The following is a 13535-nucleotide window of genomic DNA, read 5'->3' as shown; positions in this document are numbered from 1 at the left end:
GTCCAGGGAAACCCGGTTTCATCCGTACCAATTGCTACGGTGGGGTGACGCTTCGCCGTCCAACTGTGGTGTGCTGGTCCGCACGCACATCCGCATGGCAAATGCCAACCCTCGGTGGATGGGCGAAGGGGTGGGGAGGGGCGTGTGGGGACGGAGTCCAACCGCCGGTGGGAGTCCGGCACGTTGGCGCACGGGGTGTCCGACCCGTTCGGGCAGGGGCCGCTGCCGTGGCTGCGCAGCCCGGACCACTACCTGGCGGACGGCGAGGGCGTGGTCCCCTGGTACGTGAGCGTGGACGCCCCCGGGCAGCGGCCGGTCGACGGCCCGGCCCGGCCGCGTCCGGCGGTCAGCGGCCCGCGCAACGCGGACGACGTGCGCCGGCAGATCAAGGGGTTCGCCTCGGCGGGCGTGGCCCGGCCCGGCGGCGCGGTGGACTTCCGGGTGACGGTCAACCCGCCGCAGGAGTTCCAGGTCGACGTCTACCGGATCGGCCACGACGGCGGGGACGGCGCCCGGCAGGTGTACTCCAGCCCGCTGATCGCCGGCCTGGCCCAGCCCGCGCCGATGGTCGCCGACCGCACCGTCTCCTGCCACCACTGGTGGCAGTCCTGGCGGTTGCAGGTCCCGGCGGACTGGCGCCTGGGCGCGTACGTGGCCGTGCTGACCACCGCCGACGGCGGCCACCGCAGCCACATCCCGTTCACCGTCCGGGACTTCGACCCGGCCGACCTGCTGCTGGTGCTGCCGGACGTGACCTGGCAGGCGTACAACCTGTTCCCCGAGGACGGGCGCCACGGCGCCAGCCTCTACCACGCCTGGGACGCGGCCGGGCGCCTGGTCCGGGAGGACGAGGCGGCCGTCACGGTCTCCTTCGACCGGCCGCACGCCGGGGCCGGGCTGCCGCTGCACGTCGGGCACGCCTACGACTTCATCCGCTGGGCCGAGCGCTACGGCTACGACCTCGGCTACGCCACCGCGACCGACCTGCACGCCGGGCTGGTGGACGCCTCCCGCTACAAGGCGCTGGTCTTCCCCGGGCACGACGAGTACTGGTCGGAGCCGATGCGGCGGGCCGCCGAGCGGGCCCGGGACGGCGGCACCTCGCTGGTGTTCCTCTCCGCCAACAGCGTCTACTGGCGGGTCGAGCTGTCGGCCGGCCCGGACGGCGAACCGTCCCGGCTGCTGAACTGCCGCAAGCGCCAGCGGGTCGCCGCCGACCACCCCGCCGCCGGGGTGCCGGGCACCGCCTCCGCGCTGTGGCGGGACGCCGGGGAGCCCGAGCAGCACCTGCTGGGCGTCCAGTACGCGGGCAGCGTGCCCGCGCCGGTGCCGCTGGTGGCCCGCAACACCGGGCACTGGCTGTGGCAGGGCACCGGGCTGGCGGACGGCGACGAACTGCCCGGCCTGGTCGCGGGGGAGGCCGACCGCTACTACCCGAAGGTCCAACTGCCCGCGCACACCGAACGGGTGCTGCTCGCGCACTCCCCGTACCGGGACGCGGCCGGGCGGGCCACCCACCAGGAGACCTCGCTGTACCGGGCGCCCAGCGGCGCGTACGTGTTCGCCGCCGGGACGTTCGCCTGGTCGCCCGCGCTGGACCGGCCCGGACACACCGACGAGCGGATCCAGCGCGCCACCGCCAACCTGCTGGACCACCTGTGCAAGGAGGGGCGCACCGGCTCCTGACCGGGCGGGCGTGAAAGACTCGGTCGCAGAGCCCCCCAGCTGTGAGGACTGACTGACCGTGAGCGGATTCGTCACCAAGCCCGAGCCGGTCCAGGTGCCCGGCCTGGTCCACCTGCACACCGGCAAGGTGCGCGACCTCTACCGGGACGCCGACGGCAACCTGGTGATGGTGGCCAGCGACCGGACGTCCGCGTACGACTGGGTGCTGCCCAACGAGATCCCGGACAAGGGCCGCGTCCTCACCCAGCTCTCGCTGTGGTGGTTCGAGCGGATCGCCGACATCGTCCCCAACCACGTGGTCTCCACCGAGCTGCCGGCCGGCGCCCCCGCCGACTGGGCCGGGCGCACCCTGGTCTGCCGCAGCCTCGACATGGTGCCGGTGGAGTGCGTGGCCCGCGGCTACCTGGCCGGCTCCGGCCTGGAGGAGTACCGGGTCTCCCGCACGGTGTGCGGCGTCGCGCTGCCCGAGGGCCTGGACAACGGCTCCGAACTGCCCGGCCCGATCTACACCCCGGCGCTCAAGGCCGAGGTCGGCGAGCACGACGAGAACGTCCCGTACGAGGAGACCGCCCGCCGGGTCGGCGCCGAACTCGCCGCCACCCTGCGGCAGACCACCCTCGCGGTGTACTCCCGGGCCCGGGACATCGCCCGCGAGCGCGGCCTGATCCTGGCCGACACCAAGTTCGAGTTCGGCCTGCTGGACGGCGAACTGGTCATCGGCGACGAGGTGCTCACCCCCGACTCCTCGCGCTTCTGGCCCGCCGACGCGTGGGAGCCCGGCCACGACCAGCCGTCCTTCGACAAGCAGATCATCCGCGACTGGCTGACCTCGTCCGCCTCCGGCTGGGACCGCAAGAGCGAGAACCCGCCGCCGCGGCTGCCCGACGAGGTGGTCGCGCACACCCGGCAGCGCTACATCGACGCGTACGAGAAGCTCACCGGGCTGCCCTGGAAGTGACGCCCCCGCCCGGCCGGCTGTGGGGCGCGCCTCACAGCCAGCCGTGCTCGCGGGCGATCCGGACCGCCGCGTGGCGGTTCTCCGCGCCCAGCTTGCCCGCTGCCGAGGACAGGTAGTTGCGGACCGTGCCCGGCGAGAGCGCGGCCCGCTCGGCGATCTCGGCGACCGGGGAGCCGTCCGCGGCCAGCTCCAGCACGTCCGTCTCGCGCGGGGTCAGCGGGGAGTCGCCCGCGCTGATCGCCTCCGCGGCCAGCTCCGGGTCCACGTAGCGGCCGCCGGCCCGGACGGTGCGGATGATCCCGGCCAGGTCGGAGGCGGAGACCGTCTTCGGCAGGAAGCCGCGCACCCCGACCTCCAGGGCCCGCTTCAGGTAGCCCGGACGGCCGTGCCCGGTCACGATCATCACCCGGCACTCCGGCAGCCGGTGGCGCAGCTCGGCCGCCACCTCCAGGCCGTCCAGGCCCGGCATCTGCAGGTCCAGCACCGCGACGTCCGGGCGGTGCGCGGCGGCCATCGCCAGCGCCTCCGGGCCGGAGGCCGCCTCGGCCACCACCGTCAGGTCGTCCTCCAGCGCCAGCAGCGCCGCCAGGGCGCCGCGGATCAGGTGCTCGTCGTCCGCGAGCAGCACCCGCACCCGGTCGGTCATTTCTCGAACTCCACAGTCTCGATCGGTAGTTCGGCGGTCAGTCGGAACCGCCCGGGCCCGCTGCCGGTCGTCTCCAGGGTGCCGCCGTGCGCGGCCAGCCGTTCGCCCAGGCCGCGCAGGCCGCTGCCCGCGCCCTCCGCGCGCGGCGGCGGCACGGCCGGGACGCCGTCGTTCTCCACCTCCAGCAGCGCGGTGCCGCCCGAGACCCGCAGCCGGAACAGGCAGTTCGCGGCCTCCGAGTGCCGCAGCACGTTGGTGGCCGCCTCCCGCACCACCCAGCCGAGCACCGACTGCGCCGCGGCGGGCAGGCCGTCCGCGCCGGACAGTTCGGTGCGGCAGTCGACGTTCGCGGCCCGCAACACCGAAGCGGCGCCCGACAGTTCGGTGTGCAGCTCGACGGTGCGGTAGCCGCGCACCACCTCGCGCACCTCGCGCTGCGAGTCCTGGGCGATCCGCTGCACCTCGGTCATCTGGTCCACCGCCTCCGGGCGCCCGCGGCGCGCCAGCTGCACGGCCAGTTCGCTTTTCAGCGCGATGGTGGCCAGGTTGCGGCCCAGCACGTCGTGCAGGTCCCGGGAGAAGCGCAGCCGCTCCTCGGCGACCGCGAGGCGGGCCTGCGCCTCCCGGGCGGCGTCCAGCTCCCAGACCACCTTGGCGGTCCAGGCCGAGCCGCGGGCGGTGCAGGCGGCGATCGACGACCCGAGCAGGCAGCCGGTCAGCAGCCCGGCCACGAACCCGGGCGGAGCGCCCGTCAGCAGCAGCGGCAGCGCGACCAGCAGCAGGCCCGCCACGGCGGCCACGGCCGTCTCCAGGGTCGACAGGGCGACCGCGGTGGCGGCGATCCAGAAGGTCATCGTCAGGATCGAGACCGTCAGCGGGAACGACGCGCCCTCCGCCTCCACCGGCGGCCCGAGCAGCAGCTCCGCCACCGAGACGGCCGCCGAGACCGCGCCCGTCACGGCCACCCAGGCGTACGGGCGGGGCCGCCGCCCCAGGTAGGCGGCCATGCCGACGCGGACCAGCGCCCCGTTCAGCGCCGCCGCCGCCAGCGAGCCGGCCACGGCCACCGCCGACTCGGCCCCGGTCACCCCGTCGTGGCCGAAGCTCCCGGCCACCACGCCGAGCGTCACCACCGGCTGCACCAGCGCCACCGCGTACAGCGACCAGCGCACGTACAGCTCGGTGCGCTGCGGCTTGGACAGCGCCCGCCAGCGGCGGACCGGTCGCGGCCTGCTGATCCTGCTGATCCGCACGGTGCGGCCCTCCGTCGTTCCGGGGTGGTCGTCGGACGAATCTAGTGCCGCGGTTCCCAGCGGAACCAGCGGCGGGCCGCCCAGGCCGCCGCGCCCGCCCAGGCCGCGGCCAGCAGCAGCGGCAGCGCGGCCGGGCCCCACGTCTCGGCGAAGCCCTCCGACGGGCCGGTGCCGTCGGTGCCGAGCCAGCCGATGTGCAGCAGCTGGAACGCGGGCGTGGTCGGGAGCAGGCGGCAGAGGTTCGCCACGGTGTCCGGCATGGACTCCAGCGGGATCATCAGGCCGGAGCCGAACTGGGCGGCCAGCATCAGCGGCAGGGTGGTGATGCCGGCCGTCTCGACGGACTTGGTCACCGCGCTGGACAGGGCGGCCAGGGCGGTCAGCAGCAGGGCGGACAGCGCCAGTCCGGCCAGCACCAGCAGCGGGTTCGCGGGGGCGCGCAGGTCGAGCAGGGCGGCGCCGCCGACGGCGAGGAGCAGGCACTGGAGCAGCGCCAGCGCGATCGAGGGGAAGGCGGTGCCGAGCAGGATCTCGGCGTCGGCGGCCTCGCCGGTGCGCAGCCGCTTCAGCACCAGGTCGTTGCGGCGGGCGGTGTAGGCGGTGGTCAGGTTGGTGTAGACGACGACCAGCAGGACGATGCCCGTCGAGCTGGTGACGAGGCTGCCGTTCACGTCCATGCCGGGGGTGCGTTCGGCGGCGGCCCGCAGGACCGAGCGGAGCGAGCCGACCAGCACGAACGGCAGCACCAGGGCCAGGAACACGGCGGTGCGGTTGCGGCGCAGCAGCACGGTCTCGGCCCGGCCGAGGGCCACCAGCCGGGAGAGCGCGGTGCGGGCGGGGGCGGTGGCGGTGGTGCTCATGCGGCACGTCCGATCCCTGTCGGGGCGGGGCCGGCGGCCGGGGCGGCCGGGGCGCCGCCGGTCGATCCGGCCGCGGCGATCGCCAGGAAGGCTTCCTCCAGCGAGGCGCTGCGGGCGTCCAGCCGGGCCAGTTCGACCCGGTGCCGGGCGGCCCAGCCGAGCAGCTCGGTGAGGGTGCCCTGCAGGTCGGGGGTGCGCAGCAGCACCCGGCGGCCGTCCAGTTCGGTGCTGGTGCCGGGCAGTGCGGGCAGTTCGAGCGCGGCGTTCGCGCCGGTGCGCTCGGGCAGTTCGAAGCCGATCCGGGCGGGGTGCGCGGCCAGCACCTCGGCCACGGTGCCGCCGGTGACCACCCGGCCGTGGTGCATGATCGCCAGCCGGTCGGCCAGTTCCTCGGCCTCCTCCAGGTAGTGCGTGGTGAGCACCACCGTGGTGCCGGCCGCCCGCAGGTCGCGGATCAGCCGCCAGACCGAGGCCCGGGCCTCCGGGTCCAGGCCGGTGGAGGGCTCGTCCAGGAACAGCACCTCGGGGCGGCCGAGCAGCGCCATCGCCAGGTCGAGCCGGCGGCGCTCGCCGCCGGACAGCTGCTTGACCCGCACCGCGCGCCGGGGCAGCAGGCCGACCAGGTCGAGCGCCTCGTCGACGGCCCGGGCGCCGGTGGTCAGACCGGCCCAGCAGCGGCCGGTCTCGGCGAGGGTCAACTCGCCCGGGAACCCGCCCTCCTGGAGCATGATGCCGATCCGCGGGCGGAGCGCGGCCCGGTCCCGGAGCGGGTCGAGGCCGAGCACCCGGACCTCGCCGGCGCCGGGCGCGGCCAGGCCCTCCAGCACCTCCAGGGTGGAGGTCTTGCCCGCGCCGTTGGTGCCGAGCAGGGCGAACAGCTCGCCGGGGGCGACGCCGAGGTCGAGCCCGCGGACGGCCTCGAAGCCGCCCGGGCCGGGCGGCCCGTAGCGGCGGTGCAGCCCGCGGGCCTCGACGGCGGGGCGGGGACGGCTGGTGTCGGTCATGGCTCCAGCCTCCCGGCGGCCGGGGCCCGCCAGTAGTGCGGTCCCGCACCGGTCACCGGTGCGTCCGCACGGGTGGGCGGTGACAAATGTCATCGGTGCCCGTGCGGCAGCGCGCCGGAACGCCGAAGGCCCCCCTCGGTGGAGGGGGGCCTTCGGAACTGGAGCGGACGACGAGATTCGAACTCGCGACCCTCACCTTGGCAAGGTGATGCTCTACCAACTGAGCCACGTCCGCAGGTTATGGAGTTGTACTGCACCAGTCTGTTCACGCTGACTGCGAGCGGACGACGAGATTCGAACTCGCGACCCTCACCTTGGCAAGGTGATGCTCTACCAACTGAGCCACGTCCGCACGGCACCGGGGTGCCGGCCGCCCCGCTCGGGTTCCCCCGGTTGCGGCGACGAGAATTACTCTACAACATCAATCGGCCTGCTCGCCCCACCCTTCCCCGGCGGCGCGGCCGGGGAAGGGCGGCGGGCCCGCAACGGGCCCGTGGCGACGGTCAGTTCTCCTCGGCGAACGCCTCGTACACGTGCTTCGGGATGCGGCCCCGGGCGGGCAGCTCGTGCCCGTTGGACTGCGCCCACTTGCGGACGGCGGCCGGGTCCGGGGTGAGGGCGGTGCGGCGGAAGGACTTTCCGCTGCGGCTCTGCCGGCGGCCGGCGGCGACGAACGGGGCGAGGGCCTCCCGGAGCTTTTCCGCGTTGTCCGCGGACAGGTCGATCTCGTACGACTTCCCGTCCACACCGAAGTGAACGGTTTCCGCGGCGGTGCCGCCGTCCAGATCGTCGGAGAGCGTGACCACTACACGCTGAGCCATGGGTGTCAATCCTCTCGGGCAATTCGGCCGTCGGGGGTCTCGGATGCCCCGCCGGTCCGTTGGGCCGGGTCCGCGGCATCCGCCGGCGGACAGGGGAGCCCACGCCGAGATGCGGCGCGCTCGGCTGCCGGTCGCCCTATTCTGCACCCGATGACCGGTGAAATCGTAGAGTTGGGGATTCCTTTTTTCGGGATATTCACCGGCTTCCCCCGCGCGGGGTTACCCGGGTCGTTACCCGGGCCGTTACCCGTCCGGATAGCCTCCCGTTGCAGACGGGATTAAAGCGGCGAAATCGGATGCGCGGGAGGGTTGTCGGGGGTCTGCGGCCCTTGGGGCGTAAGGGGTGTGGGTCTACGCGCGTTACCGCTGGTGGCCCGCAAGGAGGCCCCGCACCCCAGGTAGTCTGGAGTTCCCCCGCCTTCACGCAATCACCACCGGGAGTGCCAGTGGCACGCGTCGTAGTCGACGTCATGCTCAAGCCGGAGATCCTCGACCCCCAGGGCCAGGCGGTGCAGCGTGCACTGCCCCGTCTCGGGTTCGCCGGGATCGCCGACGTCCGCCAGGGCAAGCGTTTCGAGCTGGAGCTGGAGGGGCCGGTCGACGACGCCGCGCTCGCCCGCATCCGCGAGGCCGCCGAGACCTTCCTCGCCAACACCGTGATCGAGGACTTCACCGTCCGCATCGAGGAGGAGGGCAAGTGACCACCCGTGTCGGCGTCGTCACTTTCCCCGGTTCCCTCGACGACCGCGACGCCCAGCGCGCGGTCCGCCTGGCCGGCGCCGAGCCGGTGGCCCTCTGGCACCGTGACAAGGATCTCCACCAGGTCGACGCGGTCGTCCTGCCCGGCGGATTCTCCTACGGCGACTATCTGCGCTGCGGGGCCATCTCCCGCTTCTCGCCGGTCATGGACACCATCATCGAGCAGGCCGGGCTCGGAATGCCGGTCCTCGGTATCTGCAACGGCTTCCAGGTGCTGTGCGAATCGCACCTGCTGCCCGGCGCGCTCACCCGGAACGACTCGCTGCACTTCATCTGCCGCGACCAGAAGCTCCGCATCGAGAACGCCTCCACCGCCTGGACCCGGGATTACTCGGCCGACCAGGAAATCGTCGTTCCGCTGAAGAACGGCGAGGGCCGGTTCGTCGCCGACGAGCACGTCCTCGACGAACTGGAGGCGGAGGGCCGCGTGGTGGCCCGGTACCTCGATCTGAACCCGAACGGTTCGTACCGCGACATCGCCGGCATCACCAACGCGGCCGGCAATGTCGTCGGCCTGATGCCGCACCCGGAGCACGCCGTGGAGCCGCTCACCGGTCCGACCACCGAGGGCCTGGGCTTCTTCACTTCCGTCCTGAAGCAGCTGGTGAACGCCTGATGAGCCTCGACACGGTAAAGAACGCCGAGCAGACCCCGGAAGCCGCCCAGCCCTGGGCCGAACTCGGCCTCAAGGAGGACGAGTACGCGCGGATCCGCGAGATCCTCGGCCGCCGTCCCACCGGCGCCGAACTCGCGATGTACTCGGTGATGTGGTCGGAGCACTGCTCGTACAAGAGCTCCAAGGTCCACCTCAAGCAGTTCGGCGAGAAGGCCCCGGAGAACGACGCGATGCTCGTCGGCATCGGCGAGAACGCCGGCGTCGTCGACGTCGGCCAGGGCTACGCGGTCACCTTCAAGGTCGAGTCGCACAACCACCCGTCGTACATCGAGCCCTACCAGGGCGCGGCCACCGGCATCGGCGGCATCGTCCGCGACATCCTGGCGATGGGCGCCCGCCCGGTCGCCGTGATGGACCCGCTGCGCTTCGGCGCGGCCGACCACCCGGACACCCGGCGCGTGCTGCCCGGGATCGTCGCGGGCATCGGCGGCTACGGCAACTGCCTGGGCCTGCCGAACATCGGCGGCGAGGTCGTCTTCGACTCCTGCTACCAGGGCAACCCGCTGGTCAACGCGCTCTGCGTGGGCGTGATGAAGCACGAGGACATCCACCTCGCGCAGGCGTCCGGCCCCGGCAACAAGGTCATCCTGTACGGGGCCCGCACCGGCGGCGACGGCATCGGCGGCGTCTCGGTGCTCGCCTCGGAGACCTTCGACGCGACCGGCCCGGCCAAGCGCCCCGCCGTCCAGGTCGGCGACCCGTTCCAGGAGAAGCTCCTCATCGAGTGCACCCTGGAGATCTTCAAGGAAGACCTCGTCGCGGGCATCCAGGACCTCGGCGGCGCCGGCCTGTCCTGCGCCACCTCGGAGCTGGCCTCGGCCGGCACCGGCGGCATGCGGATCGAGCTGGACACCGTCCCGCTGCGCGACCACACGCTCTCTCCTGAGGAGATCCTCATGAGCGAGTCGCAGGAGCGCATGTGCGCGATCGTCGAGCCCGGCAAGGTCGACCGCTTCCTGGAGATCTGCGAGAAGTGGGACGTCATCGCCACCGTCATCGGCGAGGTGACCGACGGCGAGCGCCTGGAGATCTTCTGGCACGGTGAACTGGTCGTCGACGTGCCGCCGCGCACCGTCGCCCACGAGGGCCCGACCTACCACCGCCCGTTCGCCCGCCCGTCCTGGCAGGACGCCCTGCAGGCCGACGCCCCGACCGCCGAGCGGCTCGCCCGCCCGAGCAACGGCGCCGAGCTGAAGGACGCGCTGCTCAAGGTCGCCGGCTCGCCGAACCAGGCGTCCAAGGCGTGGATCACCGACCAGTACGACCGCTACGTGCTGGGCAACACGGTGCTCGCCACCCCCGAGGACTCCGGCATGATCCGGATCGACGAGGAGACCAACCTCGGCGTCTCGGTCGCCACCGACGGCAACGGCCGCTACGCCAAGCTGGACCCGTACACCGGCGCCCAGCTGGCCCTGGCCGAGGCGTACCGGAACGTCGCGGCCGGCGGCGCCAAGCCGCTCGCGGTCTCCGACTGCCTCAACTTCGGCTCCCCCGAGGACCCGGACGTGATGTGGCAGTTCGCCGAGGCCACCCGCGGCCTGGCCGACGCCTGCCAGGTGCTCGGCACCCCGGTCACCGGCGGCAACGTCTCGCTGTACAACCAGACCGGCGACGTCGCCATCCACCCGACCCCCGTGGTCGCGGTGCTCGGCGTCATCGACGACGTCACCCGGCGCACCCCGGTCGGCTTCGCCGAAGAGGGCCAGCTGCTCTACCTGCTCGGCGACACCGCCGACGAACTGGGCGGCTCCGCCTGGTCGCAGGTCGTGCACAACCACCTCGGCGGCCTGCCGCCCAAGGTCGACCTGGAGCGCGAGCGGCTGCTCGGCGAGATCCTGATCGCCGCCTCCCGCGACGGCATGGTCGACGCCGCGCACGACCTCTCCGACGGCGGCCTCGCGCAGGCCCTGGTGGAGAGCTGCCTCAAGGGCGGCAAGGGCGCCCGCGTGGTCGTCCCCGAGGGCATCGACCCGTTCGTGTTCCTGTTCTCCGAGTCCGCCGGTCGTGCCGTGGTGGCCGTCCCGCGCAGCGAGGAGCTCCGGTTCAACGACATGTGCGGCGCCCGCGGCCTGCCCGTGGCCCGGATCGGCGTGGTGGACGGCGAGGCGCTGGAGGTCCAGGGCCAGTTCACCGTCACCCTGGCCGAGCTGCGCGACGCCCACACCGGCGTCATCGAGGCGCTGCTCGCCTGACGTTCCGCGCTGACGGCGCGTCAACCTGCGGGCGGTCGGACCGGAAGTATTCGGCCCGGCCGCCCGCCGGCGTTTTGTACGCTGCGGGCATGCCCACCGTGAAGCCCCGAACCTACGACCCGGTGAAGGTGCGCGACGCACTCACCGGGCAGCTCGACGCGATCGCCGCCGCCGTCCGCGCCCTGGACGACGACCGACTGACCTTGCCCACCCGGCTGGGGGAGTGGCGGGTGCGCGAACTCGTCGCCCACCTCGGCATGGTGGCCAGCTGGGTGCCGCTGCACCTGCACGACCCGCTGCCGCCGCAGGCCCCGATCACCCCGCTGTACTGGGCCTCGCAGACCCGCACCGCGGCCGCCGCCATCAACTCCACCGCCGTCGAGCTGGTCGCCGAGCAGTTCGCCGGCGACGCCGCCCAGGTCTCCGGCGAACTCGACCGGCAGATCGGCGAGTTGTGGAAGGCCCTGGACAGCGACGCGGGCCGCGAGCCCGGCCGGATCATCCCGATGCGGTTCGGCCCGATGCCGCTGGCCGACTTCCTGGTCACCCGGCTGGTCGAGACCGTGGTGCACGCCGACGACCTGGCCGCCGCGCTCGACATCGACGCCTTCCCGCACGACAAGTTCGCGCTGGCCTCCACCGCCCGGCTGCTCGCCGATGCCTTCGCCGTCCAAGTACCGGGCGGAGCGGTCGAGTTGCGCATCCCGCCGTACGCCGTGGTGCAGGCCGTCGAAGGCCCCCGGCACACCCGCGGCACCCCGCCCAGCGTGGTGGAGACCGACCCGCTCACCTGGATCCGCCTCGCCACCGGCCGCCTCGCCTGGTCCGACGCGCTGGACACCGTGCTCACCGCCAGCGGCGAACGCAGCGACCTGTCCGGCTACCTGCCGGTGCTGGGCTGAGCACCACGCCCGCTCGGCCGGCTCCCGGAGGACGGCAGACCTCGGACGCCGCACGGCCCGGCACACCCCGGCGTGTGCTGGGCCGGGGTTGGTTCGCGGCGGTCTCCGGATGTCCTGGGCGGCCCGGTGTCAGCTTCCGTGGCGGAGTCCGTCCAGGACGCTTTCCCTGCCCGGGCCGTTGGTCAGTCCGGCATCGAGCTCGGCGCGGGTGACGGGCACGAGCGGCGGCAGGGGCGCGGCGGACGTCGTGCCCAGGATTCCTTAGGGTCAGTTCGCTTGGAAAGAACCGGCGTTGAGGGCGGCGATGAAGGCGGCGAAACTGCTGGTGGTGAACAGCAGGGCGGGGCCGTGCGGGTCCTTGGAGTCGCGGACGGGGACGGTGCCGGGGTGGGCGGCGGGGGCCCACTCGACGCAGTTGCCGCCGTCGGTGCTGTGGCTGCTCTTCACCCAGCGGGCTTCGGACAGGTCGGGGCGGGGCATGGGCGTTCCTTCCGTGGCGGGGCCGTCCGGGGGCTGATCGTAGTTCCGGAGTGGAGCTGTCGGAGCGGGGTTTCCCGGTTTTGGGCATGAAGAAGCCCCGCGCGCTCAACTGCTCGGCTGCGGGGCCCTGTTGTTACTACTGGCAGTGGGTCAGATCTCGCCGAACTGGCCGGACCTGGCCGCAGCGACGAAGGCGGCGAAGCCGGCCGTGCTGAACAGCAGGGTGGGGCCCTGGGGGTCCTTGGAGTCGCGGACCGGGACGAGGCCGTGGGTGGCGGTGAACTCGGGGGCGAACTCGACGCAGTTACCGCCGTCGGAGCTGTGGCTGCTCTTCACCCACCGAGCGTGGGGCAGGTCGATGAGGGTCATGAGAGTTCCTTCCGAGCAGTTCGGAGCATGGCTAGTGAAGGGGCCGTCGAGGCGGACTCCACCAGAAGCCGATCGTAGCGCTTGGACCAGGACGCGACCGTCTCCCGACTGCGCTCAACATACCCTCGGGCCAGGGACTCTGCGTAGCCGATCATCGACTGGTCCGGCAGGGTCAGCAGGACCACTGACATCCTGAACGGGGCCCACTCGCCTAGCGAGAACGGGGCGATCTGCAGCACGACGCGAGGGCTCGCCGCCATGGCTTCGAGGTGGGCGAGCTGCTCCGCCATGACCTTGGGTCCGCCCACGACACGGCGGATGCAGCCCTCGTCCAGCACGGCGTGCACGAGGGGCGCGGTGGGGCGCTGGAAGATCTGTTGGCGATTCATCAGGAAGGAGACTCGGGCCTCTGCCTGCGCCTCGGTGATGTCGCCGCGTTGCACCGCGGCCATTGCCAGCGCCGAAGCATAGGCGGGCGTCTGGAGTTGTCCAGGGACGATGCCCAACTCGAAAGTGCGGAGTACCCGGCACCTCGCTTCGGCTTCGACGTACTCGGTGAATCCTTCCACCAGACTCGCGTTCGAATAGAGTCGCCAGAGTTCCTGGAACCGCGAGCCCGTGCCGAACACCTCGTCGGCCTTTACAGCGAATGTAAAAGTCAGTGCCCGCTTACCTCGTTCGATGAGCGAGATGTAGCCGTTGCTGTAGCCCATCTGCTTGGAGAGCCTGACCTGCGACCAACCCCGGGCCGCCCTTGACCTGGCGAGTTCCCGGCCGAATCGCAGAGCGGGAGATGACACCACATCAACTTCGTTGCCAGTTTCCACTGTTGCTCCCCTTCGACAGTCCGGAATGGTCAACGGTCAAGCCCTGGTGAGCGTAGCCCTTCTTGCCGATGCTTGTGACACACAGAACGCAAAAAGAAG

The 13535-nt window shown here is 72.6% G+C and carries 14 protein-coding genes and 2 tRNA genes; 6 read left to right on the top strand and 10 right to left on the bottom strand.

From position 1 onward, the window contains the following. Window positions 1-144 precede the first annotated feature (144 nt). Both ACWEO5_RS00630 and ACWEO5_RS00625 read left to right on the top strand, forming a co-directional pair. The gene (locus ACWEO5_RS00630; RefSeq protein ID WP_452158735.1) at window positions 145-1686 is read left to right on the top strand and encodes a N,N-dimethylformamidase beta subunit family domain-containing protein; all 1542 of its coding nucleotides are present in this window, start codon (window positions 145-147) and stop codon (window positions 1684-1686) included. 58 nt (window positions 1687-1744) lie between these two features. Next, the gene (locus ACWEO5_RS00625; protein ID WP_452158733.1) at window positions 1745-2644 is read left to right on the top strand and encodes a phosphoribosylaminoimidazolesuccinocarboxamide synthase; all 900 of its coding nucleotides are present in this window, start codon (window positions 1745-1747) and stop codon (window positions 2642-2644) included. A 31-nt stretch (window positions 2645-2675) separates the two neighbouring features. On the opposite strand, the gene ACWEO5_RS00620 is transcribed toward ACWEO5_RS00625, so the two are convergent. The 7 genes from ACWEO5_RS00620 to ACWEO5_RS00590 form a co-directional block, all read right to left on the bottom strand. Further along, window positions 2676-3290 (bottom strand): response regulator transcription factor, encoded by a 615-nt coding sequence (locus ACWEO5_RS00620; RefSeq protein ID WP_344549759.1) that lies wholly within the window; start codon window positions 3288-3290, stop codon window positions 2676-2678. Next, window positions 3287-4543: a sensor histidine kinase gene (locus ACWEO5_RS00615; RefSeq protein WP_452158731.1), complete on the bottom strand. Its 1257-nt coding sequence runs from the start codon at window positions 4541-4543 to the stop codon at window positions 3287-3289. The genes ACWEO5_RS00620 and ACWEO5_RS00615 overlap by 4 nt, the downstream gene beginning before the upstream one ends. Before the next feature lie 41 nt (window positions 4544-4584). Next, window positions 4585-5403 (bottom strand): ABC transporter permease, encoded by an 819-nt coding sequence (locus ACWEO5_RS00610; protein WP_452158729.1) that lies wholly within the window; start codon window positions 5401-5403, stop codon window positions 4585-4587. Then, on the bottom strand, window positions 5400-6407 hold the full coding sequence (locus ACWEO5_RS00605; protein WP_452158727.1) for an ABC transporter ATP-binding protein: 1008 nt from the start codon (window positions 6405-6407) through the stop codon (window positions 5400-5402). The genes ACWEO5_RS00610 and ACWEO5_RS00605 overlap by 4 nt, the downstream gene beginning before the upstream one ends. A gap of 159 nt (window positions 6408-6566) precedes the next feature. Next, window positions 6567-6642: transfer RNA gene (locus ACWEO5_RS00600), tRNA-Gly, on the bottom strand. Window positions 6643-6686: 44 nt separating this feature from the next. After that, window positions 6687-6759, bottom strand: a tRNA-Gly gene (locus ACWEO5_RS00595). A gap of 151 nt (window positions 6760-6910) precedes the next feature. After that, a complete protein-coding gene (locus ACWEO5_RS00590) occupies window positions 6911-7228 on the bottom strand; it encodes a histone-like nucleoid-structuring protein Lsr2 (protein WP_033250394.1) in 318 nt (105 codons plus the stop codon). Between the two features lie 446 nt (window positions 7229-7674). Between ACWEO5_RS00590 and purS the strand changes: the two genes are divergently transcribed. From purS to ACWEO5_RS00570, 4 genes are all read left to right on the top strand, one after another. Continuing rightward, the gene (purS, locus tag ACWEO5_RS00585; protein WP_238860359.1) at window positions 7675-7929 is read left to right on the top strand and encodes a phosphoribosylformylglycinamidine synthase subunit PurS; all 255 of its coding nucleotides are present in this window, start codon (window positions 7675-7677) and stop codon (window positions 7927-7929) included. After that, complete coding sequence (purQ, locus tag ACWEO5_RS00580) at window positions 7926-8603, top strand: phosphoribosylformylglycinamidine synthase subunit PurQ (RefSeq protein WP_452158724.1); 678 nt, start codon at window positions 7926-7928, stop codon at window positions 8601-8603. Before purS ends, purQ begins: the two co-directional genes overlap by 4 nt. Further along, window positions 8603-10858: a phosphoribosylformylglycinamidine synthase subunit PurL gene (purL, locus tag ACWEO5_RS00575; RefSeq protein ID WP_452158722.1), complete on the top strand. Its 2256-nt coding sequence runs from the start codon at window positions 8603-8605 to the stop codon at window positions 10856-10858. Before purQ ends, purL begins: the two co-directional genes overlap by 1 nt. Before the next feature lie 89 nt (window positions 10859-10947). Further along, window positions 10948-11760 (top strand): maleylpyruvate isomerase family mycothiol-dependent enzyme, encoded by an 813-nt coding sequence (locus ACWEO5_RS00570; RefSeq protein ID WP_344549753.1) that lies wholly within the window; start codon window positions 10948-10950, stop codon window positions 11758-11760. Window positions 11761-12027: 267 nt separating this feature from the next. On the opposite strand, the gene ACWEO5_RS00565 is transcribed toward ACWEO5_RS00570, so the two are convergent. From ACWEO5_RS00565 to ACWEO5_RS00555, 3 genes are all read right to left on the bottom strand, one after another. Further along, a complete protein-coding gene (locus ACWEO5_RS00565) occupies window positions 12028-12240 on the bottom strand; it encodes a DUF397 domain-containing protein (protein ID WP_452158720.1) in 213 nt (70 codons plus the stop codon). 150 nt (window positions 12241-12390) lie between these two features. Further along, the gene (locus ACWEO5_RS00560) at window positions 12391-12609 is read right to left on the bottom strand and encodes a DUF397 domain-containing protein (RefSeq protein WP_452158718.1); all 219 of its coding nucleotides are present in this window, start codon (window positions 12607-12609) and stop codon (window positions 12391-12393) included. Then, entirely contained in the window at window positions 12606-13409 is an 804-nt protein-coding gene (locus ACWEO5_RS00555) for a helix-turn-helix domain-containing protein (RefSeq protein ID WP_452158800.1), read from the bottom strand. Before ACWEO5_RS00555 ends, ACWEO5_RS00560 begins: the two co-directional genes overlap by 4 nt. Window positions 13410-13535 lie beyond the last annotated feature (126 nt).

The sequence above is a fragment of the Kitasatospora sp. NPDC004272 genome (genome assembly GCF_053603035.1).
Note: the sequence above shows the minus strand (reverse complement) of the source record. Positions and strands in the feature narration are given on the sequence as shown.